22 protein-coding genes are annotated in these 25,799 nt (G+C 62.5%); 15 read left to right on the forward strand and 7 right to left on the reverse strand.

Annotated features, from left to right (window positions below; translation table 11 throughout):
* Positions 1–41: 41 nt before the first annotated feature.
* On the reverse strand, positions 42–1,109 hold the full coding sequence (locus tag F0P96_RS05135; RefSeq protein WP_151077757.1) for a fatty acid desaturase family protein: 1,068 nt from the start codon (positions 1,107–1,109) through the stop codon (positions 42–44).
* Between the two features lie 247 nt (positions 1,110–1,356).
* The gene (locus tag F0P96_RS05140; RefSeq protein WP_151077758.1) at positions 1,357–2,433 is read right to left on the reverse strand and encodes a fatty acid desaturase family protein; all 1,077 of its coding nucleotides are present in this window, start codon (positions 2,431–2,433) and stop codon (positions 1,357–1,359) included.
* 257 nt (positions 2,434–2,690) lie between these two features.
* Here F0P96_RS05140 and F0P96_RS05145 point away from each other — a divergent pair, with 257 nt between their 5' ends.
* Entirely contained in the window at positions 2,691–3,164 is a 474-nt protein-coding gene (locus tag F0P96_RS05145) for a hypothetical protein (RefSeq protein WP_151077759.1), read from the forward strand.
* Complete coding sequence (locus F0P96_RS05150; protein WP_151077760.1) at positions 3,154–3,354, forward strand: helix-turn-helix transcriptional regulator; 201 nt, start codon at positions 3,154–3,156, stop codon at positions 3,352–3,354. Before F0P96_RS05145 ends, F0P96_RS05150 begins: the two co-directional genes overlap by 11 nt.
* 69 nt (positions 3,355–3,423) lie before the next feature.
* Here F0P96_RS05150 and F0P96_RS05155 read toward each other — a convergent pair whose 3' ends face one another.
* The 5 genes from F0P96_RS05155 to tsaD form a co-directional block, all read right to left on the reverse strand.
* The gene (locus F0P96_RS05155) at positions 3,424–3,918 is read right to left on the reverse strand and encodes an HNH endonuclease (protein WP_151078285.1); all 495 of its coding nucleotides are present in this window, start codon (positions 3,916–3,918) and stop codon (positions 3,424–3,426) included.
* Between the two features lie 197 nt (positions 3,919–4,115).
* Positions 4,116–4,922, reverse strand: coding sequence for a C40 family peptidase (locus F0P96_RS05160; protein WP_235917392.1), 807 nt, complete (start codon positions 4,920–4,922; stop codon positions 4,116–4,118).
* A gap of 231 nt (positions 4,923–5,153) precedes the next feature.
* A complete protein-coding gene (gene smpB / locus F0P96_RS05165) occupies positions 5,154–5,624 on the reverse strand; it encodes an SsrA-binding protein SmpB (protein ID WP_151077761.1) in 471 nt (156 codons plus the stop codon).
* 77 nt (positions 5,625–5,701) lie between these two features.
* Positions 5,702–6,109: a thioesterase family protein gene (locus tag F0P96_RS05170; protein ID WP_151077762.1), complete on the reverse strand. Its 408-nt coding sequence runs from the start codon at positions 6,107–6,109 to the stop codon at positions 5,702–5,704.
* Between the two features lie 567 nt (positions 6,110–6,676).
* The gene (tsaD, locus tag F0P96_RS05175; RefSeq protein ID WP_151077763.1) at positions 6,677–7,687 is read right to left on the reverse strand and encodes a tRNA (adenosine(37)-N6)-threonylcarbamoyltransferase complex transferase subunit TsaD; all 1,011 of its coding nucleotides are present in this window, start codon (positions 7,685–7,687) and stop codon (positions 6,677–6,679) included.
* Between the two features lie 166 nt (positions 7,688–7,853).
* On the opposite strand from tsaD, the gene F0P96_RS05180 reads away from it, so the two are divergent.
* The 13 genes from F0P96_RS05180 (at position 7,854) to F0P96_RS05240 (ending at position 25,774) form a co-directional block, all read left to right on the forward strand.
* Positions 7,854–12,413, forward strand: coding sequence for a translocation/assembly module TamB domain-containing protein (locus tag F0P96_RS05180; protein ID WP_151077764.1), 4,560 nt, complete (start codon positions 7,854–7,856; stop codon positions 12,411–12,413).
* A 105-nt stretch (positions 12,414–12,518) separates the two neighbouring features.
* On the forward strand, positions 12,519–13,412 hold the full coding sequence (locus tag F0P96_RS05185; protein WP_151077765.1) for a cell division protein FtsX: 894 nt from the start codon (positions 12,519–12,521) through the stop codon (positions 13,410–13,412).
* Between the two features lie 22 nt (positions 13,413–13,434).
* A complete protein-coding gene (locus tag F0P96_RS05190) occupies positions 13,435–13,830 on the forward strand; it encodes a four helix bundle protein (protein ID WP_151077766.1) in 396 nt (131 codons plus the stop codon).
* A 20-nt stretch (positions 13,831–13,850) separates the two neighbouring features.
* Positions 13,851–14,162, forward strand: coding sequence for a DUF3098 domain-containing protein (locus F0P96_RS05195; RefSeq protein ID WP_151077767.1), 312 nt, complete (start codon positions 13,851–13,853; stop codon positions 14,160–14,162).
* Positions 14,163–14,165: 3 nt separating this feature from the next.
* On the forward strand, positions 14,166–14,966 hold the full coding sequence (locus tag F0P96_RS05200) for an undecaprenyl-diphosphate phosphatase (RefSeq protein WP_151077768.1): 801 nt from the start codon (positions 14,166–14,168) through the stop codon (positions 14,964–14,966).
* Positions 14,963–15,859, forward strand: a complete 897-nt coding sequence (truB, locus tag F0P96_RS05205; protein ID WP_151077769.1) for a tRNA pseudouridine(55) synthase TruB — start codon at positions 14,963–14,965, stop codon at positions 15,857–15,859. Before F0P96_RS05200 ends, truB begins: the two co-directional genes overlap by 4 nt.
* Positions 15,860–15,923: 64 nt before the next feature.
* A complete protein-coding gene (locus F0P96_RS05210; RefSeq protein ID WP_151077770.1) occupies positions 15,924–16,877 on the forward strand; it encodes a bifunctional riboflavin kinase/FAD synthetase in 954 nt (317 codons plus the stop codon).
* Positions 16,878–16,927: 50 nt separating this feature from the next.
* The gene (locus F0P96_RS05215; RefSeq protein ID WP_151077771.1) at positions 16,928–17,257 is read left to right on the forward strand and encodes a hypothetical protein; all 330 of its coding nucleotides are present in this window, start codon (positions 16,928–16,930) and stop codon (positions 17,255–17,257) included.
* A gap of 26 nt (positions 17,258–17,283) precedes the next feature.
* Positions 17,284–17,982 carry a CoA transferase subunit A gene (locus tag F0P96_RS05220; protein ID WP_151077772.1) on the forward strand — a complete coding sequence of 233 codons (699 nt, stop codon included), beginning with the start codon at positions 17,284–17,286 and terminating at the stop codon, positions 17,980–17,982.
* Positions 17,983–18,117: 135 nt separating this feature from the next.
* Positions 18,118–18,777 (forward strand): CoA transferase subunit B, encoded by a 660-nt coding sequence (locus tag F0P96_RS05225; protein ID WP_151077773.1) that lies wholly within the window; start codon positions 18,118–18,120, stop codon positions 18,775–18,777.
* Positions 18,778–18,882: 105 nt separating this feature from the next.
* Positions 18,883–20,010, forward strand: coding sequence for a hypothetical protein (locus tag F0P96_RS05230; protein ID WP_151077774.1), 1,128 nt, complete (start codon positions 18,883–18,885; stop codon positions 20,008–20,010).
* 321 nt (positions 20,011–20,331) lie between these two features.
* A complete protein-coding gene (locus F0P96_RS05235; RefSeq protein WP_151078287.1) occupies positions 20,332–21,978 on the forward strand; it encodes a bifunctional GNAT family N-acetyltransferase/carbon-nitrogen hydrolase family protein in 1,647 nt (548 codons plus the stop codon).
* Positions 21,979–22,213: 235 nt separating this feature from the next.
* Positions 22,214–25,774 carry a M36 family metallopeptidase gene (locus tag F0P96_RS05240; RefSeq protein ID WP_151077775.1) on the forward strand — a complete coding sequence of 1,187 codons (3,561 nt, stop codon included), beginning with the start codon at positions 22,214–22,216 and terminating at the stop codon, positions 25,772–25,774.
* Positions 25,775–25,799 lie beyond the last annotated feature (25 nt).

Genomic DNA, 25,799 nt, shown 5'->3' on the forward strand with positions numbered 1-25,799 from the left:
GTTTCGTAGCCGGGGCTTTTTGTGATACAGAATGGTGCAGGCTACGCGGCGCGTCCCATCTGGCGCAGGAAGAGCACGTGGGAGAGGACGGCTTGGCGCATGCGCGGGAATTCGTTGTAGGTCACGTTGAACTCGGCGCAGGCCTGCTTGATGATCTTGCTCAGGGCCGGGTAGTGCACGTGCGAAATCTTCGGGAACAAGTGGTGCTCCACCTGGAAGTTTAAGCCGCCCACGAGCCAGCTAATCACGCGGCTTTCGGTGGCAAAGTTGGCCGTGGTCTTGATTTGGTGAATGGCCCACTCGTCTTCCAGCTTGTTGGTGGTGGCGTGGGGCACCGGGAAGGCCGTGTGCTCCACGGTGTGGGCCAGCTGAAATACCAAACTCAGCACCAGGCCAGCAAAGCTGGTGACAACGGCAAAGCCAATCAGCCAGTTGACGAAACCCAGCGTGTAGATCGGCAGACCGATGTAGAGGGCGAGGTTGAGCACCTTGAAGCCCCAGAACACCAGATGGTCGCTCACCTCCATCTTCTTAATGGCAATGGTGCCGATTTTCCGCTTGAAATACTTCTGGTAATCCATCACGAAAATCCAGGAGATGTAGAGCAGGCAGTAGAGAAACCAGAAGTACAGGTGCTGAAAGCGGTGCAGCTTGTGGCGCTTCTGCTCCAGGCTCATGCGCATCCAGGGCTGGATGTCGATGTCGTCGTCGGCGCCGTCGATGTTGGTGTACATGTGGTGTACTAGGTTGTGCTTGGCGTTCCACATATAGCTGCTGCCGCCCAGCACGTTCAGGGTGAAGGCGGCCACGTTGTTGAGCCACTTGTGCTGCGAAAACGAGCCGTGGGCGCCGTCGTGCATCACGTTGAAACCGATGGCGGCAATAGTGCCGCCCAGCACCACGGCTTCGAGTAGGGCCCACATGGGAGCAGGCGTGAAGAACACCAGATGCACATAGAGCACCACAAAGCCCAGCAGCAGAATGGCGGCCTTGCTGAGCAGACCGGTGCTGCCAGTGGTGGACTTACCGGTTGCTTCGAAGTAGTGGTTAATGCGGTTTTTCAGCTCCACGTGGAAGGAGCGGGTGGCGGCAAACTTGGGAAGGGACATCAATGGCTGTGTAAAAAATGAGTCCCGGCGGCAGTGAAGCACCGAAACGAAGCCAAAGAACCTACCTCGGCAACCGACTTGCCGCAGAGCATAAGCCACGCCGCAAGTATACCTACCCCAACGGCGTCACCGCTTGGCTGGTTCAGTGCGGCTGGCTGTGCCACCCGGCCAGACACGACAAAAGGGCCAACCCAGGCAATGAGTACCTGTATTGGCCCTTTTATATTTTTACCGGGTTGGTAGCGTTTTACGCGGCGCGCCCCATCTGGCGCAGGAAGAGCACGTGGGAGAGGACGGCCTGGCGCATGCGCGGGAATTCGTTGTAGGTCACGTTGAACTCGGCGCAGGCCTGCTTGATGATCTTGCTCAGGGCCGGGTAGTGCACGTGCGAAATCTTCGGGAACAAGTGGTGCTCCACCTGGAAGTTCAGCCCGCCGAGCAGCCACGTTACCACCTTGTTGTTGGTGGCGAAGTTGGCGGTGGTTTTCAGCTGGTGAATGGCCCATTCGTCTTCCAGCTTGTTGGTGGTTTCGTGCGGCACGGGAAAATCGGGGCCTTCCACGGTGTGCGCCAGCTGAAACACGAGGCTAAGCGAAAAACCGGCCACGGCGGCAAAAATCAGAAACCCGATAAGCCAGGGCGTGAAGCCGACGATATAGATAGGCAAGGCCACGAACAGCGCCAAGTACAGCGCCTTGAACCCCCAGAACACGAACTGGTCACTGGTTTCCATCTTCTTGATGGGCACCGAGCCGATGCTGCCCTTGAAGTATTTCTGGTAGTCCATCATGATGACCCAGGCCAGGTAGAACAGGGCGTACAGAAACCAGAAATAGTAGTGCTGGTAGCGGTGCAGCGCGCGGCGCGGCTGCGTGGTGCTCAGGCGCAGCCAGGGCTGGGCGTCGATGTCGTCGTCCACGCCGTCGATGTTGGTGTACATGTGGTGGATGAGGTTGTGCTTCATGTTCCACATGAACGAGTTGCCGCCGAATACATTCAGCGTGAAGGCGGCGGCCTGGTTCAACCATTTGTGCTCCGAGAACGAGCCGTGGGCGCCGTCGTGCATGATGTTGAAGCCGATGGCAGCCCCTACCCCACCCATCAGCACGCACTCCAGCATGGCCCAGCCGGCCGAGGGCGTGAAAAACACGAGGTGGATGTAGAAGAACAGCAGTGCGCCGGTGAGCAACGCGGCTTTGGTGAACAGCGTGGCGTTGCCGGTGGTGGCTTTGCCGGTTTCGTCGAAATACTCGCCAATGCGGCGCTTCAGCTCAGCGTGGAACGACTGGTTGTGCCGGACAGCGGCAAACTTGGGTACAGACATGCAATCGGGGAAAACAAGCGGGGTGCAAAGGTAGACCGCAGCCGCCGATTGATGCTATGGGTGCTCAACCAAGCCGGAGGCGGCATAATTCATCTACGCAGAAACCGGGCGACGCAGCGCACTATCGGTGCTCTAATCGACACCGCACCACCCCGAAACGTTCAGCTCAGGGGAAAAACAGCACCGCATTTATGTAAAATAAACTTGACTTTATGTCGCGTTTGCTTTACAATTGCTTAACCCAATTCTGAACCCTCATGAATACACGCTTTCTTTTTCCGCACCGCTACAAGGCCACCGGCTGGGTGCTTTTTGCCGCTGGTGCGGTATTGGGCCTTGCCGCCTGGAATTTTGAGTGGCAACCGTCTTGGCTGACGTTTCAGATACCCCCTTTTGTGCTGCCCCATCCCACGCTCGGCAAAGACGGCATGCCTACCCCGCACAATTTTCTGCCCGAGCTGAGTGCGGTGCTGTGCATCATCGGGGCCTTGCTGGCGGCCTGTTCCCGCGAGCGGTACGAGGACGAATTCATCATGCGCCTGCGCCTCGACTCGCTGCTGTGGGCCGTGTACATCAACTACGGCCTGCTCATTCTGGCCTTGCTGTTCACCTACGAGCTGGTGTTTCTGAATATGATGGTTTACAGCATGTTCACGCCGCTGGTGCTGTTTCTGCTGCGCTTTCACTACGTGCTCTACCGCACCACCCGCGCCGCCCGCTATGCTGAATAAGCTGAAACTGGCCCGCGTGGCGTTGGGCCTCACGCAGGAAGACGTAGCCCGCCGCATTGGCGTAAGCCGGCAAACCGTCAACGCCATGGAATCGGCTAAATACGTGCCCTCCACGGTGCTGGCCCTGAAAGTGGCGCGGCTGCTGGGCAAGCCGGTGGAAGAGCTGTTTGTGCTGGAAGCCGACGACTGAACCGTCCAAAAGCGTCCGGCCTTCGGAATCGACGCCCACAAAAAAACCGGGCAGCTGTTGCTGCGCCGGTCAGTTGAGGTACGCGTGCCAGGTGTGGTCGATGGAGCCGGCCGAGAGCTTGAGGAAACTGGCCAACGTGGGTTTTTTGGGCTTTTGCCTGACGGTGAGGCCAGCCTCCTCGGGGGTTCGGTGGCCCTTGGCGTGGTTGCAGCGGGCGCAGGCGGTCAGCAGGTTCACCCAACTCGAGTCGCCGCCGCGGGAGCGGGGCATCACGTGGTCGAGGGTCAGGTTTTTGGTCGAGCCGCAGTACTGGCACTCAAAATGGTCGCGCTTCATGATGTTGTGGCGGCTGAGGGCAATGCCTTTGTAGGGCACGCGCACGTAGCGCTGCAACTTGATGATGCTGGGCTTGGGGTAGGCGCGCGACACGGTACGCAGGAACGCACCTTCCTTGTTGGCCACCAATTCGGCTTTGTCGAGGTACAGGAGCACAAACGCTTTCTGCACGCTGCACAGGGTAATGGCGGAGTAGTCGCCATTCAAAACGAGCACTTTCTGATCCATACGAGCTTGAGGCGGAAGCATGCGGAACTAGCGGTAAGCTAGGGGTTTCCGGCTGCTTACGCAACTCCAATGCCCGGTGGTTGGTTCACGCCGATTGGGCGGGCGTGGCAACCAGACAACTCGTGGCGCTTGCTGTGGCGGCGCTGCCGCCGCCGAGGCGTTCGGCTGGCCCTGTTTGCAGCCCCGGCGGGAGGGGTTTATTCCGGCAGCAGGCGCTTGATGAGGCGCAGCTTGTGGGTGTATTTCTGCCGCTGGCGGTTGTAAATACCGTTGTGGTCGAGCGGGTCGATGCGCACCTCGCCGCTGGCGTGCAGAATCTGCTGGTCGTCGAGCAGCATGCCCACGTGCACGATGTTGCCCTCGGCGTTGTCGAAAAAGGCCAGGTCGCCGGGCTGGGTTTGGGCCACGAAGTGTACGGGGCGGCCGTGGTCGATTTGCTGGCGGGCGTCGCGCGGGAGCTGCTGGCCGATGAGCCCGTAGAGCTGCTGCATGAGGCCCGAGCAGTCGATGCCGAACAGGGTTTTGCCGCCCCAGAGGTAGGGCGCTTTCAGGAACAGCTGGCCCGCTTTCAGCAGCAGGGCCTGGCGCTTGTCGGTGGGGCCGTGCAGGCCGTGGCCGTTGAGCGGGTTGGTGGCGGCCCCGTTGTAGAAATACGTGTCGTTGTCGCCCAGGCGCAGGCTCATGCCGTCGAAAAACGGCAGGCGGGCGCCGAGGCTGACGGGAATGCGCACGTCGGCGTTGCTCACCATTTGCACCACGTCGAGGCTGCGCGGGTGGTCCTGGGCGCTCCAGGCGGCCAGGTACTCGGCCGACACGGGCTGGTGCTGCTTGAAATCGATCCAGCCCACGTACTGGTCGGCGGCGAGGCGCACCTGCAGCCAGTTGCCTTGCGCGAGCAGAATGCTGTAGCACTCCCCGAAAATCAGCTGGGTAACGATTTCGGCTCTATCGGTGGGTTCGGCGCGCACCGGCACGACGCTCAGGGCGCAAATTCCGTGTTCCAAGGGGTAATTTGAAATAAATCAGGCAGCAAGGTACGCAAGGAAACCTGCAGGCAGGTGGCATTACGGGAAGGCACGGCATTCCGCGCCTCAAGCAGTGCCAATCGGTCCGGGCCGGTGGCGGAAACGCAACGAGCCTGACGAGCCGAATCCAGTTTCGGTTCATCAGGCTCATTCGGCTGGGGCTTGGCGAAGGACCGGTTGCGCCGGCTCGCGCCTCGCAACGGCAGCGGGCTAGTACTGGGCGCGGTCCATTTCGCGCTTCTGGTCTTTGGCTTTCAGGTCTTCGCGCTTGTCGTAGAGCTTTTTGCCGCGGGCCAGCGCAATGTCGACCTTGGCAAAGCCCCGGTCGCTGATGAAAATATGGAGCGGAATGATGGTGAGGCCCTGCTCCTGGCTTTTGTCGTGGAGCTGGCGCATCTCCTTTTTGGTGAGCAGCAGCTGGCGCGGGCGGGTGGGCTCGTGGTTGTTGTAGGTACCCTGGGTGTACTGGGCAATGGTGACGCCGTGCAGCCAGAGCGTGCCGTTCGAGCCAAAAGTGCAGTAGCCCTCGGTGATGTTGGCGTTGCCCACGCGCAGGCTCTTGATTTCGGTGCCCACGAGCACCATGCCGGCCGTGTACTTGGCCAGGAAGGAATATTCGTAGCCGGCGCGGCGGTTCTGGATGTGAATGGCGCGCGGGGCGGTGTCTTTGGCTTTGGCCATGAGGAGAAAAGAGTCGCGGGGGAAGCAGCGGGCGGCAGGAGCAGCCGTTGCGTCACGAAAATAGAGCGGAAAACAGGTTAGGCAGACGCTTGCAGCGCGGCAAACCGGGCCGCCAGCTTGGCCTGGTCGACGATGCGTTGGCCGGTGCGGCCGGTAGCTACCAGCCGCGGGCCCACGCGGGCTTCTACGGTGCAGGTCAGTTCGCGGCCGTGCAGGGCGGCAAAGGTAGCAGTCAGCGTCAGGGTTTCGCCCGCAAAGGCGGGGGCGTGGTGCTGCACCTCCAGCATCGTGCCGATGCCCTCCTCCCCTGCCTCGCGCATCTGGAGCACGAACAGGCGGCCGGCCCACTCCATTTCGCGGGCCAGGGCGAAGGTGCTCAGAACCGGATGCACCAAGCCACCGCCGGCGTCGAAAGCGGCGAAATCGGCTGGCACGACGGTGTAGCGGTGGGTTTGCTGGTCGCCTAGGTGAAAGGGGTTGGTCATATTAGAACGTCATGCTGAGCTTGCCGAAGCATCTCTACTGCTTCGTTGCAGAGTCTAGTTATTTGCCTAGAACCAAACCTGAACGAGAAAAAACGCGGGCGCGCATGCCCAAAACCACATAAAAGCCCGCTTGATGGTTTCTTGGTTTCGCAGCAGCCACTGGAGAGGCGGGCGGTGCACATTCTCCTTGTTGTAATTCAGGTGGAACCACACCTGCAAATCGACCATTAGCCGGGAGCCTCGACTCATGAGAGCTACCGTTACAAGAAGCCACGCTGTTTCACGGAGCTGCCCAGCAAGCAAGTTGGTCGTAGGAAGATACGGCCACAAAGCATCCGTCACTAAGAGCAAGCAAATGCCGCCAACTATCAAAAGCCATAAGGTCATTTCGGAGACTTTGGCTGGCAAAACCATTACGGCCCCGTAGTTCAGCACAATAGCAACGAGGCAAGAAAGTATGGAAACTACAATCACTGATTCTCTATTACAGCAGGACTTAATAAGCAGCTTGCCTAACGAAGCGGTAGAGATGCTTCGGCTGCGCTCAGCATGACGTTCTGATAAAGCCTACCCCAGCTTCAACCGTGGGTCGGGGCTGGCTAGCTGGGTGGCAAAATCCCCAGCTTCGTACTGGAAATGCGCGGTCATGGCAATCATGCCGGCGTTGTCGGTGCAATACTGGAAGGCCGGGATGAACACCTGCCAGCCCAGCTCGTCGGCCAGGCGCTGCAGCTCGGCGCGCAGACCGGAGTTGGCGGCCACGCCGCCGGCAATGGCAATGTTGGTGAGGCCGTACTCGGCGGCGGCGCGGCGCAGCTGGCGCATCAAGGTCTGAATGATGGTGTGCTGAATGCTGGCGCAGAGGTCGGCCAGGTTTTCTTCGATGAAGGCCGGGTTCTGCTGCGTTTGCTGGCGCAGGAAGTACATCACGGCGGTTTTCACGCCGCTGAAGGAGAAGTCGTAGCCGGGCATCTGGTTGACGGGGAACGGGAAGCGCAGCGGGTTGCCTTGCTGGGCCAGCTTGTCGAGGCGGGGGCCGCCGGGGTACGGCAGGCCCAGCAGCTTGGCGGTTTTGTCGAAGGCTTCGCCGGCGGCGTCGTCCTGGGTCTGGCCGATGATGTCCATCTCGAGCGGGCTGCGCACCACCACGAGCTGGGTGTGGCCGCCGCTCACGGTGAGGCACAGAAACGGAAACTGCGGCCGCGGCTCTTCAATGAAGTGCGCCAGAATGTGGGCCCGCATGTGGTTGACGCCGATGAGCGGTTTGTCGAGGGCCAGGGCGAAGCTTTTGGCGAACATGCCGCCCACCAGCAACGAGCCGAGCAGGCCGGGGCCCTGGGTAAAGGCCACCGCGTCGAGGTCGTTTTTGCTGATGCCGGCTTTTTGCAGGGCCGCCTGCACCACCGGCAGCAGGTGTTGCTGGTGGGCGCGCGAGGCCAGCTCGGGCACCACGCCGCCGTATTGTTCGTGCACTTGCTGGCCGGCCACGATGTTGGCCAGAATCTTGCCCCCGGCCATGACGGCGGCGCCGGTGTCGTCGCACGACGACTCGATGGCCAGAATGATGGGGTGTTCCATACGCTCGTATAAGCTAGGCTGAGAGGCCGAAGTGCCGGCAATCAGCTTTTTTTGTAGAAATTCCGCCGATCGGGAATGCACAAGCATCCTCCGATTCGGCGTTTACGTCTTGCAGTCGGGCCGATTGCCGTCGGCTCCACCGCTTTTCTTCCCTCCCGACAACCGCGTGCAAGTTATAAAGGCCATTCTGAAGGTGCTGCTGGGGCTGCTGCTCCTGCTCGGCCTGTTGCTGGGCGCGGCAGTGCTGGCCCTGCGCATTCCGGCCGTGCAAACGAGCGTGGCGCGCAAAACGGCCGCCATTCTTTCCGACAAGCTCGGCCACCAGGTTACCATCGGGCGCGTGGACGTGCGCCCTTTCACCCGCGTGGTGCTCGACCAGGTGCACGTGCTCGACCGGGCCGGCAACGAACTATTCCATATCGGCCGCACCGATGCCACCATCAGCGTCTTCTCCATTTTCTCGCCCAACAAGCTTTACATCAGCAAGGCCACGCTCACCGAGCCGCGCTTTTCGCTGGTGACTTACGCCGGGCAGCCCGATTCCACCAACCTCGACCAGTTTCTGGGGGCGGTAAAAAAGCTGCTGGGCGCACCCGATACCACGAAAGCCAAGACACCCTTCGACTTCAAGATTGAGGCCGTGGACCTGCGCAACGCCCGCTTCGTGCTCAACCGCCAGAACCGGCCCAAGGAGCCGTACTACGGCAAGTCGATGGACTACGCGCACATGGACATCGACAGCGTGTACGCCGACTTGTCGCAGATCTGGTTTCGCGGCGACACCATCCATGCCCGCATTGCAGGCATGCGCGCCGTGGATATTCCGTCGAAAACCCGCCTGAAAGAGCTGGCGGCCGACATGACCTTCGCCACCCATTTCTGGGAGTTCGACCAGCTGAACCTGCGCGTGGGCAACAGCCGCCTGCGCGACTACGTGAAGTTTGAGTACGCGCACTTCCTGAACTTCGTCGACTTCAACGACTCGGTGAAGGTGACGGCGCGCCTCAAGCCCAGCCGCGTGTATTCCAGCGACATTGCGCTGTTTGCCCCGCAGCTCAACGGCTGGAACGAGCAGGTGCTGATTTCGGGCGAGGCCAAGGGCTACGTGCGCAACTTCACGGCCAAAAACCTCGACCTGCGCTACAGCACCGGCGGCACCCACATCATCGGTAACATCACGGCCGAGGGCCTGCCCGAGTGGAAGGAAACCTTTGCCGAGCTGCGCCTGCGGCCCGGCACCGTGCTCAACCCCGTGGACCTGAAGCCCATGCTGCCCAAGGACGTGTACACGTACTTCGACCGCGTGGGCACGCTGAAGCTGAACGGGCAGTTTCTGGGCTTCTACAACGACTTTGTGGCCAACGGCGACTTTGAGACGCGCCTCGGCAACGTGACGTCCGACGTCAACCTCAAGTTCAAGAACGACGCGCGCTTCTCGTCCTACGAAGGCACCGTGCGCACCAGTAATTTCCAACTGGGCAAGCTGCTCGGCGACGAATCCATCATCCGCGACGTGGCCGTGAACGGGCGCGTGAAAGGCCAGGGCTTCACGCCCGAAGGCGCCCGAGCCCGCGTAACGGCCACCATCCCGCACATTTGGGTGAAGGGCTACCGCTACCAGAACATTCAGGTAACCGACGGGCAGCTCAGCCGACAGTCGTTCGACGGCAAGGTGCGCGTGCAGGACCCCAACCTGCAAGTGAGCGGCGAGGGCACCATCAGCTTCGGCCGCCAGCAGGCCTTCGATTTGATAGCCAACGTGCAGAAAGCCAACCTGCAGGCCCTCGGCATTATCAACCAGCCGCTCACCGTTTCGGCGCGGGCCGACGTGAAGTTTCAGGGCCTGACGCTGGACGCGCTGCTGGGCCGCATTCACCTGCGCGATGCCCGCCTGGCCCTGCGCGGCCGCACCGTGCACCTCGATACCCTCGATTTGCTGGCCACGCGCCGCAACGGAGAGCGGCTGCTGGCCATGCGCTCCGATGCCTTTAACCTGCGCGCCCAGGGCAACTTCGAGTTTACCCGCGTGATTCGCGACGTGCAGCAGCTGGCCGACGAGTACCTGCTCAACTTCCAGGGCGACGCCGCGGCCACGGCCGCCTACTACCGCCGCAAGCGCCGCCTGCCCACACCCGACTACAACATTGCCCTCAACCTGTACCTGAAGCGCCCGAACCCGCTCATTCACGTGTTCTTGCCGCAGCTCACCGTCAGCGACTCGACGCGCATCGAGGGCTCGTTCCGCAACGGCAACACGTCCATTCTCAACTTGAGCGGCAGTGTGGCCAAGGTGCAGTACGACAGCATTCGGGTGGAAAAAGCCACGTTTGACCTGCTCACTTCCAAGCTGCCCTACGAGCCCACGGTGCTGGCGCAAACCAGCGTGACTTCGCAGCGGCAGCGGCTGCCGCTGCTGGGCGCCACCGAGCAATTTTACGTGGAAGGCGTGTGGGACCAGGACAAAATCAACTTCTCGTCGTCGTTGGCCCAAACGGGAACCACCAACCGCGCTCAGATCAACGGGGCGCTGGATTTCCTGCCCGGCGCGGTGCAAATCGTGTTCCGCCAGTCGGGCGTGAACCTGCTGGGCCGTGAATGGACCATTGCCCAGGACAACGCCATTACCATCCGGGGTGGCGGCCGTGAGGTAGACGTGCAGAACTTCACCCTCTCCAACGGCGGGCAGCGCGTGAGTGCCGTGGGGCAAGTATCGGAAGACCCGTCGCGCACGCTCCACCTGGAAGTGAAAGACCTGGAGCTGGCCACCCTCAGCAGCCTCACCCGCCAGAACATGACCGGGCGCGTGAATGCCGTGGGCGACGTGCGCGGCGTGTTTGGCAAGCTCGTGGCTTCGGCCCGCCTGAACGTGGACTCGCTCTACTTCGACAAGGTGCTGATTGGCAACGTGGCGGGCGTGTCGGACTGGGACAACCAGGCCAGCCGCCTGGGCGTGAACCTGAACGTGGTGCGCGACGGGCGCAACGTGCTGAGCGTGGCCGGCACCATTGCGCCCGGCGCCGCGCAGGAACAGCTCAACCTCACCGGCGTGCTCAACGATGCGCCCATTAAGCTGGCCGAGCCGTTTCTGGCCGGTGTGCTCAAGGACCTCGGTGGCACCGGGCGCGGCACGCTGCGCCTCACCGGCAAGTTTGCCTCCCCCAGCCTGCGCGGCGACGTGGCCGTGCGCAACGGGCAGCTCACGTTTGCCTACCTGAACACCACTTACACCTTCGAGGACCGCATCCGGTTCTTCGAGGACCGCATGGTGTTCCGCAACATCAAGCTGCGCGACATGCTGGGCAACAACGGCACCCTCGACGGCACGATTTACCACAGGGGTTTCGACGACATGCGCCTGGACCTGAAGGCCTCGTTCCGGCGCATGCAGGTGCTCAACACCACCCGTCGCGACAACGACCTGTACTTCGGCACGGCCTTCGCCACGGGCACTGCCACCGTTACCGGCCCCACCGACAACCTGGTGGTGAACGTGCGCGCCCGCAGCGAAGCCGGCACCCGCCTCTCGCTTCCGCTCGACAACGCCGCCACGGCCACGCAGGCCAGCTACATCCGCTTCGTCAACCGTAACCCGGCGCTGCAGGACACCACCAAAACCGCCACCGGCCCGGTGCGGCCGAAGGTGGACCTCTCGGGCATCTTGCTCAACTGCGTTTTCGACGTGACCCAGGACGCCTATATGGAGGTGATTCTGGACGAGAATACCGGCGACGTGATTCGCGGAGCCGCCGCTGGGCAGCTGCGCCTGAACATCGACACCCGCGGCGACTTCAACATGTACGGGCAGCTGGAAATCGTGCGCGGGGCCTACAACTTTACCTTGCAAGGCCTTGTGAACAAAGAGTTTCAGGTGCGGCCCGGCGGCACGCTCACCTGGAACGGCGACCCGTTGGCCGGTGAAATGGACGTAACGGCCACCTACACCCAACGCACGCCGCTGGGTCCAGCCCAGGGCTTCAGCAGCAACTACACCGCCTCGGTTACGGCCGTGATGAACCTGACCGGCGACATGCTGCTGCCGCGCATTCAGCTCGGGCTGGAGTTTAACGATTCGCCCTCGGCCGCCGAGGGCGAAATCATTTCCTTCCTCTCCAACATCCGCAACGACGAGCAGGAGCTGAATCGGCAGGTATTTTCGCTGCTGCTGTTCCGGCAATTGGCGGCCGTGGGCGGCGTGGGCGGCGGGGCTTTGGGCGGCACCACCGGCACGGTGCAAAACAGCCTGGGCCAGATTCTGTCGACGCAGCTGGGGTTGCTTACCTCGCAAATCGACCAGAATCTGGAAATCAACTTCAACCTCGACGGCGTGACGGCTGAGGAACTGCAACGGCTGCAAGTGCGCCTGAGCTACAGCCTGCTGCAAGGGCGCCTGCGCTTTACCCGGCAAGGCGGCATCAGCAACACCACGACCACGCCCGACGGCGGCGTGGCTACCAGCCAAACCTCCTTGGTGGGCGACCTGAGCCTGGAATACTTCGTGCGCAAAGACGGCAAGTTCCGGGTGCGCCTGCGCTACGAAACCACCCCCCGCGACCTGGGCCAGACGCTGGTGAACCAGCAGCGCGCCGGCCTCAGCTTCGTGCACACCGAGCAGTTCGACAACCTCACCGAGCTCTTTGCCCGTAAGCGCCTGCGCCGCCGCGAAGAAGCCGCCCGCAAAGCCCGCGAGCAGCTCACCATCGACGACGACCCGCGCACCTCGCTGTAAGTTGCGGATTGCCAGTTGCTAGCTTGCCTGGGGCAGCCTGTTTTACCTCAATTGCCGGGCAACTGGTAACTGGCAACTCGCAACTGCCTATTTTTGCCCTCCCCTATGCCGCAATTCCGCCCCGTCCGCAAAAAGAAGCTTGGTAGCTACCCCCACACGATGGTGGTGTTCAGCATCACGCTGGCGTTGCTGGTCATTGGGCTGTTTGGGCTACTGCTGGTGCACGCGCACAAGCTTTCGGAAGCGGTGAAGCAGAACCTGGAGGTGCAGGTGTACCTAGAGCGCGACCTGCCCGAAACCCAGTTGCTGGCCTTGCAGCGCACGTTTGCGCAGAAGCCCTACATTGCTTTCAAAGGCAGCGAGCCGCAGGTGCGGTTCCTCTCGAAAGAGGAAGGCGCCCAAGAATTCGTGCAGCTCACCGGCGACGACTTTCAGCAGTTTTTGGGCGACAACCCCCTGCGCGACGCCTACATCCTGAAAATCAACCCCGAGTTTGCCGACTCCGTAAGTTTGCGCCGCCTCAGCCAGGATTTGCGCCAGCAGCCGGGCGTGTTCGAGGTCAGCTACGTGCAGAGCCTGATTACTTCCATCAACCAGAACGTGCGCAAGGTGAGCCTGTTGCTGCTGGGTTTTGCGGCCTTGCTGGTGGTGGTGGTGTCCATTCTCATCAACAACACCATCAAGTTGGCGCTGTTCTCGCAACGCTTCCTCATCCGCTCGATGCAGCTGGTGGGCGCCACGTCGTGGTTTATTCAGAAGCCGTTCCTGCGTCGCGCTACCTGGCAGGGCGTGGTGAGCGGCGCCTTGGCGAGCCTGCTGCTGTTGGCCCTGCTCCAATACGCCTACCTGCAGGTTACCGAGCTGCAGCTGCTGCGCGACGAACGCCTGATTGGGGCCGTGCTCGTCGCATTGGTGGTACTGGGCGGTGTCATTGGCTTTTTCAGTTCCTACCGCGCCGTGCGCAAGTACCTGCGCATGTCGCTCGACGACTTGTACTAGCGTTAAATGGCTGAATGGTTATATGGCTGAGCAACCCTTTCCGGCACCGAAGTATCTACGCCTCGGCGACATCGAGTGCTACCGGGTTAGTTTTGCCCTCAGCAACGTGGTGTGGCAGCAGGTGAAAGGCTGGCCGGCCATGGCTCAACGCACGGTTGGCGAACAGTTCGTGCGCGCCACCGACAGCATCTCCGCCAATATTGCAGAGGGTTTTGGCCGCTATGGCAAGAAAGATAAGATCAAGTTTTACCGCATTGCCCAAGGCTCCCTATTCGAGGCGCTGGATTGGAATGAAAAGTCCAAAATTCGCCAACTGACTACCCCCGAACAGTACGAGCACGTTTTTCACGAACTTCAGCGGCTACCCAAAATGATCAACGCACTGGTGAAATACACCAACAGCCATCTGACCATTTAGCCATTTGACCATTTGACTTTATGCAACCCACGCGCTTTGCCTTCGGGCCCCGCAACTACCGGCTGATGTTCCTCGGTCTGGGCGTACTGGCCGCCGGCTTCATTGCCATGTCCCTCGATTCGGCCCCCTACGGCGAAGGCGTTCTGGGCCTGACCGTCGGTCCGCTGCTGCTGCTGGCGGGCTTCATCATCGAGTTCTTCGCCATCATGGTGCGCTCGGGCCACCCGACCAATACGGCCCCAACGCCCGCGGCTCCGGTAGCCGGCCAACCCACCCCTGCTGCCCCGGTGCCGGCCGTGCCGGTGACGCCGCCCACCTACCAGCGCCGCTAGCCGATGACGTACTGGCAAGCCCTGCTCCTGGCCATCGTCGAGGGGCTGACCGAGTTTCTGCCCATTTCCAGCACCGGGCACATGATTATTGCCTCGGCGCTGGTGGGCATCGAGCCCACGGCCTTTACCAAGCTCTACAGCGTGGTCATCCAGCTCGGGGCCATTGCCTCGGTGTTTGTGGTGTACTGGCGCCGCTTTTTCCAGAGCCTCGACTTTTACTTCAAGCTCATCGTCGGCTCGTTGCCCGTCATTGTGGTGGGCCTGTTGCTCGACGATTTCATCGACCAGCTGCTGGGTTCGGTAGCCGTTATTGCCACGGCCCTGCTGCTGGGCGGCATCGTGCTCATGTTCATCGACAAGTGGCTGCCCCAAACGCCTCCGCAGGAAGGCGGCCACCCCGTGACCACGCCCAGCTACCGGCAGTCGTTTATCATCGGTGTGTTTCAGTGCCTGGCGGTGCTGCTGCCCGGCACCAGCCGCTCGGCGGCCACCATCATCGGCGGCCTCACCCAGCGCCTCACCCGCCAGTCGGCGGCCGAGTTTTCGTTTTTTCTAGCCCTGCCCGCCATGGCCGGCGCTACGGTGCTGAAGGTGTACAAGAACTTCCACCTGATTCAGGCTCAGGACATCAAAATCATCCTGTTTGGCAACGTGGTGGCCTTTGTGGTGGCGCTGCTGGCCATTCGGCTGTTCGTCGGTTTCGTGGCCAAGTACGGCTTCCGCGCCTTCGGCATCTACCGCATCATCGTGGGCGGCTTGCTGCTCATCATGCTGGCCCTGGGCATTGATCTGCGCCTGATATGAACGAAGAACAAGCGGACGTTCATCCGTCTGAGCAAAACCAGCCTACCCCGCCGCCTGCCACCCACAGCCAGCAGCCAACAGCTAATGAGCTGCTGACGCCCGAGCGCATTGCCGAGGGCGCGGTGCTGCTCATCGACAAGCCGCTGACGTGGACCTCGTTCGACGTGGTGAAGAAAACCAAGTACCTGCTCAAGGCCAAGAAAATCGGCCATGCCGGTACGCTCGACCCCTTGGCTACCGGCCTGCTGATTTTGTGCACCGGCAAGCAAACCAAGAGCATCGACCAGATTCAGGCGCAGGAAAAGGAGTACACCGGCACGTTTCGCCTCGGCCAGACCACGCCGAGCTTCGACCTGGAAACGCCCGTCGACCACGAGCTGCCCACGGCGCACCTGACCGAAGAAGCCGTGCGGGCTGCCACCGCGCCCTTCGTCGGCCTGATTGAACAGACGCCGCCGCTGTTTTCGGCTGTGAAGGTGAACGGCGAGCGGGCCTACGAGGTAGCCCGCCGCGGCGCCGAGGCCGAAATCAAAAGCAAGCAGATTACCATCAAGGCCTTCGACATCACCGCTGTGGCCCTGCCCGACGTGCATTTTCGGGTGGTGTGCTCCAAGGGCACCTACATCCGCAGCCTCGCCCGCGACTTTGGCGCGGCCTTGAGCTGCGGCGCGCACCTCACCAAACTGGTCCGCACCCGCATCGGCGAGTACCGGCTGGCCGATGCCCTGAGCATTGCCGACCTGGAAGCCCACCGCGCCCCGCGCCCCGAGGGCGAAGCCACGCGGCCGCAACGCCCGCGCCGGGAACGGCAACCCGAGCGCCGCGCTGGTCTGGAGTACTACAATGCCCGGAACAGCGCCCCGACCGCACCCGAAGCGCCCGAAACGGCGTAGGAAAAGCGGCGCATACAGCGCGGACGCTACCTTCGCGGCCGCCACTCACCGAAATCAGTGCCCCATGCAAGTTGTTCGTGACCCCGCCGCGTTTCCGCACCTGACCAATGCCGTGGTAACCAGCGGCACCTTCGACGGCGTGCACGTGGGCCACCAGCGCATTTTGCACCGCCTGCAGGAAGTGGCCCGGCAATCGGGCGGGCCGAGCGTGGTGATTACCTACTGGCCGCACCCGCGGCTGGTGCTGGCCCCGCCGGCCGCGCACCCCGAGCCCTTGCAGCTGCACTTGCTCAACACCCTGGAGGAGCGCATCGACAAGCTTGAATCTTTCGGCGTCGATTACCTGCTCATCGTGCCGTTCACGCGGGAGTTTTCGGAGTGGACTTCTGAGCAGTACATCCGCGAGCTGCTGCTGAATACCGTGGGCACGAGCAAACTGGTCATTGGTTACGACCACCGTTTCGGCAAAAACCGGGAAGGCGGCTTCGACTACCTCAGCCAGAACGCCGACCGCTACGGCATGAGCGTGGAGGAAATTCCGCGCGAAGACGTGGACGCCGTGGGTGTGAGCAGCACCCGCATCCGCCGCGCCCTGGAAGCCGGCGACGTGGCCACCGCCAACCGCTACCTCGGCTACAATTACCCCTTCACGGGCACCGTGGTGCGCGGCAAGCAGCTGGGCCGCACCATCGGGTTTCCCACCGCCAACATGCAGCAGCCCGAGGGCCTGAAGCTGGTGCCGGGCCGCGGCGTGTACGCCGTGCTGGCCACTACGGCCGCCGGCACGCACCACCAGGCCATGCTCAACATCGGCGTGCGCCCCACCGTGGGCGGCGACCTGCAGCAAACCGTGGAAGCCCACCTGCTCGACTTCGACGGCGACCTGTACGACCAGCCGCTGACCGTGGAATTCATTGCCCGCCTGCGCGACGAGCAGAAGTTCGACGGCCTCGACGCCCTGAAAGCCCAGCTGGCCAAGGATGCCGACGCGGCCCGTCAGCACTTGGTAGGCGGCTAGAGTTCCGGCCAGCCAATGGTGCCGGAGCGCGAGAAAACGTAGGTTTGTGCATGGCCGTCATTCGCCCCGCTCGCCCGTTGCCTTCGCTCGAAGCCCTGCTCATCGAGCTGGAAGACCAATTGCCCCAGTATTCCTACCGCCTGCGGCGCTACGTGCACGGCACCTGCATTTTGGCGTGGCGCAGCACCCGGCCGGGCGCCGAAATATGGGTGAAGGCCGGCGGGCTGCTGGTGGAAGAAGCCGTGCCCGATAACTGGACGGCGGCGCTGTCGGGGCGTTTCGGCTTGCTGGGCTTGCTGGTGATGCGCCTCTTCAACCGCCGCGTGGGCGAAGCGCGGCGCGTCATTGCGCGCTATCTTGCGCTGCGCTACGGCGCCTGACCCTCCTCAACTTTCCCCTTCGTTTCATGATCAACAAAGTGGTAGCCGATGCCCAGGCCGCGCTCCTGGGCATTACCGACGGCATGACGCTCATGCTCGGCGGCTTCGGCCTGTGCGGCATTCCCGAAAACTCGATTCAGGAGTTGCTGCGCCTGGGCGTGAAGGACCTGACGTGCATTTCCAACAACGCCGGCGTCGACGATTTCGGTATTGGGCTGCTGCTGCAGCGGCGGCAGGTGCGCAAGATGATTTCCTCCTACGTGGGCGAAAACGCCGAGTTTGAGCGGCAGCTGCTGGCCGGCGAGCTGGAAGTGGAGCTGATTCCGCAAGGCACTTTGGCCGAACGCTGCCGCGCGGGCGGCGCGGGCATTCCGGCCTTCTACACCCCGGCCGGCTACGGCACCGAGGTGGGCGAAGGCAAAGAGTCGCGCGAGTTCAATGGCAAGATGTACCTGCTGGAAACCGCTCTGCACGCCGACTACGCCCTGGTGAAAGCCTGGAAAGGCGACACGGCCGGCAACCTCATCTACAAAGGTACGGCCCGCAACTTCAACCCGATGATGGCCACGGCCGGCAAAATCACGGTGGCCGAAGTGGAAGAGCTGGTGCCCGCCGGCGAGCTGGACCCGAACCAGATTCACACGCCCGGCATCTTCGTGCAGCGCATTTTCGAGGGCAAAAACTACGAGAAGCGCATCGAGCAAAGAACGGTTCGGCAAGGCTAGGCCAGCACGTCATTCCGAGCGCAGCCGAGGAATCCCGCGTGTTTACCTCAGTAGTAAAATTACTCTTGAGCATCAGCACGCGAGATGCCTCGCTCACGCTCTGCATGACGTTCTAACCCTCAACTTCAGCACATCATGTTAGACAAACACGGCATTGCCCGGCGCATCGCGCAAGAAGTAAAAGACGGCTACTACGTCAACCTCGGCATCGGCATTCCCACGCTGGTGGCCAACTACATTCCGCAGGGCATCAACGTAGAGCTGCAAAGCGAAAACGGCCTGCTGGGCATGGGCCCCTTCCCCACCGAGGCCGAAGTCGACCCCGACCTGATTAACGCCGGCAAGCAGACGGTGACCACGCTGCCGGGCTCCAGCATCTTCTCCTCGGCCGATTCGTTCGGCATGATTCGCGGCGAGCATGTGGACCTCACCATCCTCGGCGCCATGGAGGTGTCGGAGCGCGGCGACATTGCCAACTGGAAGATTCCGGGCAAGATGGTGAAGGGCATGGGCGGCGCCATGGACCTCGTGGCCTCGGCCAAAAACATCATTGTGGCCATGCAGCACGTAGCCAAAGACGGCTCCTCCAAGCTGCTGCCCAACTGCACGCTGCCCATTACGGGCCTGCACTGCGTGAAGAAAATCGTGACCGAGCTGGCCGTGCTCGACGTGACGCCCGACGGCTTCGTGCTGCGCGAGCGGGCCCCGGGCGTATCGGTGGAGCAAATTCAGGCGGCTACCGCCGGCAAGCTGGTGATACCCGCCGAAGGCGTGCCGGAAATGACGGGCGTATAAGCTCCTCCGCTGCTAGTAGCGCAACGCCGCGCGGCTGCCGGGTTTTCCGGGCGCCGCGCGGCGTTGTATCTTTCCGGCCCGTTTGGTTCACTAGCTCAGCTTTCTATGCTCCGACACTTCTACGCCCTGGTTCTGCTGCTGAGCTTGCCCCCCACTGCGGCCGTGGCCCAGTCGCCCAGCATCGACCGTACTGACATGCCCATCATCGGCGACTCGCTGCGGCTGAGCCAAGCTGCGGCGCAGCTGCCGGCCACGGCCCCGCCCCTCTCGCGGCGCGGGGCCAACCAAACCTGGAACTACACAGGTCTGCAGCCGGTGAGCCAGCGCGTGGAGCGCTACGCCAATGTGAACACCACGGCCCTCACGCTGCAGTTCACGTTCGGCCCGACGGGCGGCGTGAACCGCGCCACGCTGGTGTCGCCCCAAAACCTGCCCGTGCCGCCCGGCGTGCCCGTGCCCTTCACCGACCCGGTGGAGTTCTACAACCTCTCGAACGCCGATTTTCGTTCGGTGGGCTTCGGGGCTTTGGTCAGCGGCTTCGGGCTGCCTGCTACCTACCAAAGTCAGGCGCAGCAGGATGTTATCTACCGTTTTCCGCTGAGCTACACCAGCGCCCCCGATTCCAGCAATTCGTACTTTCAGATCAGCGTGCCGGGCACGGGCTTCCTCTCGCGCAAACGCAAACGCGTGAACCGCCCCGATGCCTGGGGTACGCTTACCACACCCTTTGGCACGTTTCAAACGGTGCGCCTCGTCACGCGCCTCGAAGACCACGACAGCGTGGCCGTGGGCGCCGGCGCTGGGCAAGGGCTGACGCTGCCCGTGCAACGCGAATACAAGTGGCTGGCGAAAGGCATTCACGTGCCCGTGCTGACGATTACCACGGCCGTGGTGGCCGGCCAGGAAACCATTACCGGCGTGGAATACCGCGACGTGTACCGCCGCATTGTTACGGCCAACCGCGAAGCCGCAGCCCTGGCAGCGGTAACGGCCTTTCCCAACCCCATTTCGGCGGGGTCGGCCCTACAGCTCACCGGCTTTGCCTCTTCCGACAGACGGATACGCGTATCGGCTACCGACCTGACCGGCCGGCTCTTGTTCGACCGCGCAGCACTAGTGCTACAGGGCGTGGCTACGGTTCCAGCCGAAGCGTTTGGCCGCTTCCGCGGCGTGGCGGTGCTTCGCCTTCAAACCGACCAAGGCGTGGCGGTGCGACGGGTGGTGCGGCAATAGCGGCACCGGACGCATAGATTACGACGGGCCGTTTGGGCTGGCGCACCCCAGGCCAGACCGCTCAACTGCCCGCGGTGAAGCCTCGGGGAACCTCTCGGCTGCGGCGGCGCTTTGTAACGGATGGGGCTTGCTGCTGGCCGAGGTCAGCAAAAAGTGCTGCTGTAACGTATGCATAGCGGGAAACGGCACGGCGCGGTCCGAAGCTGTACCGCTGCTGCCCCATTCCCTACTTTTGACTTCTCCATTTCGCCTTTTCCTATGGCTACCAACTCGCATGCTACCAAAACCGGTGGCACGGCCAAGAAAAATACCCTGCCGGGCATGCCTCAGGCGCCCGAGCTGCTGACGCCCACGGCTGTGCCGGCCCACAAGCTGGTGCTGCGCACCCTGCGCCGCTCCGACTTCAAGGCCGTCAAGAACATCATGGACAAGGTGTATTCCAACATGGAAGGCGCCTGGGCCCAGGACGAATACAACAACCTGCTCCGCAAATTCCCCGAGGGCCAGATCTGCATCGAAGACAACGGGCAGGTGGTGGCTGCGGCGCTGGCCATCATCGTGCAGTATTCCGACTTCGGCGACCGGCACACCTACTCCAAGATTACCGGCAACGGCCGGTTCGACACCCACAACCCCGACGGCGACACGCTCTACGGCGTCGACGTGTTTGTGGACCCCGAGTACCGCTCCCTCCGCCTGGGCCGCCGCCTCTACGATGCCCGCAAGGAGTTGTGCGAAAGCCTGAACCTGCGGGCCATGGTAGCTGGCGGCCGCATTCCTGGCTACGCCCAGTACGCCGGCGAGATGACGCCCGCCAAATACGTGGAGATGGTGCGCGCCAAGGAGTTGACCGACCCGATCCTCACGTTCCAGCTCTCCAACGAGTTTCACGTCCGCAAAATCATCCGTGGCTACTTGCCCTACGACTCCGAGTCGAAGGCCTTTGCCACGCTGCTGGAGTGGATCAACGTGTACTACGACGAAGATTCGGAGAAGCTGATCGGCAACGTGAAGAGCAACGTGCGCATCGGCATTGTGCAGTGGCAGATGCGCGCCGTGCGCAGCCTCGAAGACTTCTACCAGCAGATGGAGTTCTTCGTGGACACTGTGTCGGGCTACAAGTCCGACTGCGTGCTGTTCCCCGAGTTCTTCAACGCGCCGCTGATGGCCCTGACCGAAGAATCGTCGCCGGCGGTGGCTATCCGGGCCATGGCGGCCTTCACCGAGCCCATCAAAACCAAGCTCATGGAGTTGGCCGTGAGCTACAACATCAACGTCATTGCCGGCTCGATGCCGGTGTACGAAGACGGCAAGCTGCACAACGTGGCCTACCTCTGCCGCCGCGACGGCACCGTGGACGAGCAGTACAAGCTGCACGTGACGCCCGACGAGGCCAGCTACTGGGGCATGCGTGGCGGCGACAAGCTGCGCTGCTTCGACACCGACTTCGGCAAAATCGGCATTCTGATTTGCTACGACGTGGAGTTTCCCGAGCTGGCCCGCCTGCTGAGCGAGGAAGGCGTAAAAATCCTGTTTGTGCCGTTCTGGACCGACACCAAGAACGCCTACCAGCGCGTGCGGCTCTGCGCCCAGGCCCGGGCCATTGAAAACGAATGCTACGTGGCCATTACTGGCTCGGTGGGCAACCTGCCGCGCGTCGAGAACATGGACATTCAGTACTCGCAGTCGGCCGTATTCAGCCCCTCCGACTTTGCCTTCCCGCACGACGCCATCGTGGCCGAAGCCACGCCGAACACCGAAATGACGCTGATTGCCGACCTCGACCTCGACTTGCTCAAGGACCTCAACAGCTCGGGCGCCGTGCGCAACCTGCGCGACCGGCGCAAGGATCTGTACTCCATCAGCTGGTCGGTGAAGAAAGCCGAGCGCGACGACGAGCTGCTGGCCCAGGGCGAAGAGCGCGCCCCGCGCAGCACCAAGCGCAAGCTGATGCACACGGCAGGGTAAAGCGGTTTTATGGCAGTTGCCTAATTTATGAAACGGCCACCCTACAAGGTGGCCGTTTTGCATTGAAGTAGCTCCTATGCCTTGCTGGGCAGCTGCAAACCGGGCCATTCCACTCGGGGTACGCGTGTGGTGGTTTCCATTCAACTATCTGTATTTTTGAACCTACGCTTATCTACTGCGGCCTTTGTTGCTCTGCCCAACGGCAGTCCGTTTTTTCCCCGAACCATTTTTGCCCGTGAGGAAAACCTCTACTCTTCGCCAGCTTGGCCTGGCGGCCCTCGGCTTTTTGCCCCTGACTGCCCTGCACGCGCAGTCGCTCAACCCCCAACAGGCGTTTGAAAAAGCCCTGGCCGTGCGCGGTCAATGGGCCGCCGGCTACGCGCCTACCGACTTGCGCCTAAGCAACGCCTACGCCGATGCCAACGGTCTGGAGCACGTGTATGTGCAGCAGGTTTACCGCGGCATTCCGGTGTACAACCGGGTGCAGTCCCTGGCTTTTGCCAAAGGCCGTTTGGCCTCGCACGCGGGTACGTTTGTGCCGGTTAAAGAACTAATGGCCTTGCCGGCCTCACCGGCTATTTCGGCCGCTACTGCGGTGAGCCGCACCCTGCAGCATCTGGCCGCCAGCACCACCAAGGCCCCGGCCCTGTTGACGGAAACCGGTGGCCCCGAAGCCCGTCAGACGTTCGACGGCGCCGGGGTGGCCCGCCGCGACATTGTGGCCAGCCTGACCTGGGCACAAGACGATGCCGGCAAACCGCACCTGGCCTGGAACGTGAACATCGACCTGCTGAACTCCTCCGACTGGTGGAACGTGCGCGTAGACGCCGGTACCGGGGCCATTGTGGGGCAAGACAGCTGGACCGTGCACGAAGCCGCCGCCAACCGCCACCGTAGCCGGCCAGCTACCGGCACGACTTCGCAGGTGGGGTTCAATACCTACGCGGCCGCGTACCTGCCGCCCACTACCACCACGGGCACATACCTGGTGGTGCCGTACCCGCGCGAAAACCCCTTCGCGACTGGTTTTCAAACCGAAACCGAGCCGTGGCTGAAAGTGGGCGCCGGCAACAGCGCCACCACCCACGGCTGGCACTTCGACGGCACAACCAACTACGCCTTTACGCGCGGCAACAACGTGGCTGCCTACGACGACGTGGCCCGCACCAATGCGCCGGGCAACTACGCCGCTTCGCAAACGCCGGCTCCGGCGCTTAGCTTCGCCTACACGCCCAACCCGACGGCGGCGCCCAGCACCTCGGCCAACCGCAATGCCGCCATTGTAAACCTGTTTTACTGGAACAACATCGTGCACGATGCGCTGTACCAATACGGGTTTACGGAGGCTGCCGGCAACTTTCAGAACGACAACCTGGGCCGCGGCGGTAGCGGTGCCGACTACGTGAAGGCCGAAGCCCAGGACGGTGGCGGCACCAACAACGCCAACTTCGACACCCCGCCCGATGGCGTGAGCGGCCGCATGCAGATGTTTCTCTGGAGCCCGGCCGACACGCCCCTGATGATTGAAACGCCAACCAGCATTGCCGGCTCCTACCAGATGGCCGAAGGAGCCTTCAGCACCAACAACCGCTTGGCCAACGTGGGTCCGGTTTCGGGACAAGTGGTGCTGTACACCGATGCCGGCAGCAACCCCGTAACCAGCCTGGGCTGCGCCAGCCACGCGGGCGCTTCGCTCGCGGGCAAAATTGCCCTAATCTACCGCGGCAGCACCTGCGGCTTTGCCGCCAAAGTGAAAAACGCCCAATTGGCCGGCGCGGCGGCCGTTATCATGGTCAACAACGTGGGAGGGGCCATTATAACCATGGGCGGCACCGACAACACGGTGACGATTCCGGCCGTGATGGTGTCGCAGGACGATGGCGCCCTCATTGCCGGGCAACTGGCGGCGGGCGTGCAGGTTACGCTGAGCCGCCCCTCGCCCACCGCTCCGCAGATGGACGGCGACCTGGACAACGGCATCATTGTGCACGAGTACGGCCACGGCGTATCGAACCGCCTGACCGGCGGGCCTTCCAACAGCAGCTGCCTCAACAACGCCGAGCAAGGCGGGGAAGGCTGGAGCGACTACCTGGCGCTGATGCTGAACACCGACTGGACGAATACGCCACTGACCGACGGCCCGCGCCCGCGCCCGGTGGGCAACTACGCCGATGGCCAGCCCGCCAACGGCCTGGGCATTCGTCGCTACGCCTACTCCACGTCGCTCACCACCAACCCGCTGACGTACGCCAACGTGGCTGCCACGCCCGAGTCGCACGCCATTGGCGAAATCTGGTGCGCGGCCCTGTGGGACATGACGTGGAACATCATTCAGCAGCACGGCCGCATCGAGCCGAACTTGTTTAACGGCGCCGGCAACGGCGGCAACAACGTGGCCCTGAACCTGGTGATGCAGGGCATGAAGCTGCAGCCCTGCCAGCCCGGTTTCCTCGACGCCCGCGACGCTATTCTGGCTGCCGATTCGCTGCTCTACCAAGGCCAGTACCACTGCTCCATCTGGCGGGCCTTTGCCCGCCGGGGAATGGGCTACAGCTCAGTGCAGGGCCGCTCTACCAGCGCCACCGACCAGGTAGCCGCCTTCGATATGCCGCCGAGCGTGACGATGGAGAAACTGCCCGCCGTGGTGCAGGGCAACACGTTCAACGTGGCCATTAAGCTGAGCTGCAACTGCCAGGTGCCTACCTCGAGCTACACCGTTACCAACGAATTGCCGGCCGGTATGCAATTCGTGAGCAGCAGCACGGGCGGCACGCTCTCAGGCACCAAAGTGGTGTTCGACAACCTCACTTTCACCACGCCCGGCCAAACGCAGACGCTGCGCTTTCAGGCCCAGGCCTCGGCCGCGGCCGCCTGTGCGCAGGTATTGCCCGTCAACGACGACCGCGAAGCCAGCACCCTCGGCAGCTTTGTGAGCCAGCCCATTTCGGGCAGCACCAACTGGTCGGTAAGCACGGCCCACGCCTTTAGCGGCACCCATACCTGGTTTGCGCCGCCGCCCCTGGTGCCGTCGGATTTTGTGCTGACATCGGCGCCGTTTACTCCCACTGGGCTGTCGGTGCTGTCGTTCTACCACTACTTCGACTTCGAAGCCACGTACGACGGCGGCACGGTGGAGCTGTCGACCAACAACGGCACCAGCTGGCAGAACGCGGCCACGTACTTCGTGCAGAACGGCTACAACAGCACGTTCGACGCCAGCACTTCGGCCCCGGGTCAGCGCTGCTTCTCGGGCCGCAGCGTTTCGGGCAGCACCGGCTTCATCCGCTCGGTGCTCGATTTGCGCTCCTTCGCCGGCACGCCGCTGCGCCTGCGCTTCCGCACCCGCACCGACACCGACAGCCCCGGCACGTTCGAAGGCTGGTTTATCGATGACATCCAGGTCATCAACGGTTGCGGCGGCACCCAGCGCGTAGAGCTGCTGGCTGGCAACACCCTGCAAGAGGCCCAGAACGTTCTGACTTATCTGCTACCGGTCACCACCACGGCCCAAAAGCCGTCGTTGGCCCAGGCCAGCCAGTTTTCGGCCCAGCCCAACCCCTTCGGTGCCGAAGGTGTACGGCTGCAGCTGAACCTGCCCGCCGCGCTGCCCCAGGTAGGCCTCACGCTCTACGACGTAACCGGCCGCGTGCTGTTGCGCCGTACGCTGCAGCGCGTAGCCACCGGTACCAGCACCGTGAGTTGGCCCGAAACGGCTGATCTGCCGGCCGGCCTTTACTTGGTGCGGGTCCAACTGCCCGACGGCAGCGGCACCACGTTGCGCGTAGAGCGGAAGTAAAACTTCAGCTATTAAGTCGCACAAA

Source organism: Hymenobacter busanensis (genome assembly GCF_008727865.1).
In the GTDB taxonomy this organism is placed as follows: Bacteria; Bacteroidota; Bacteroidia; order Cytophagales; family Hymenobacteraceae; genus Solirubrum; species Solirubrum busanense.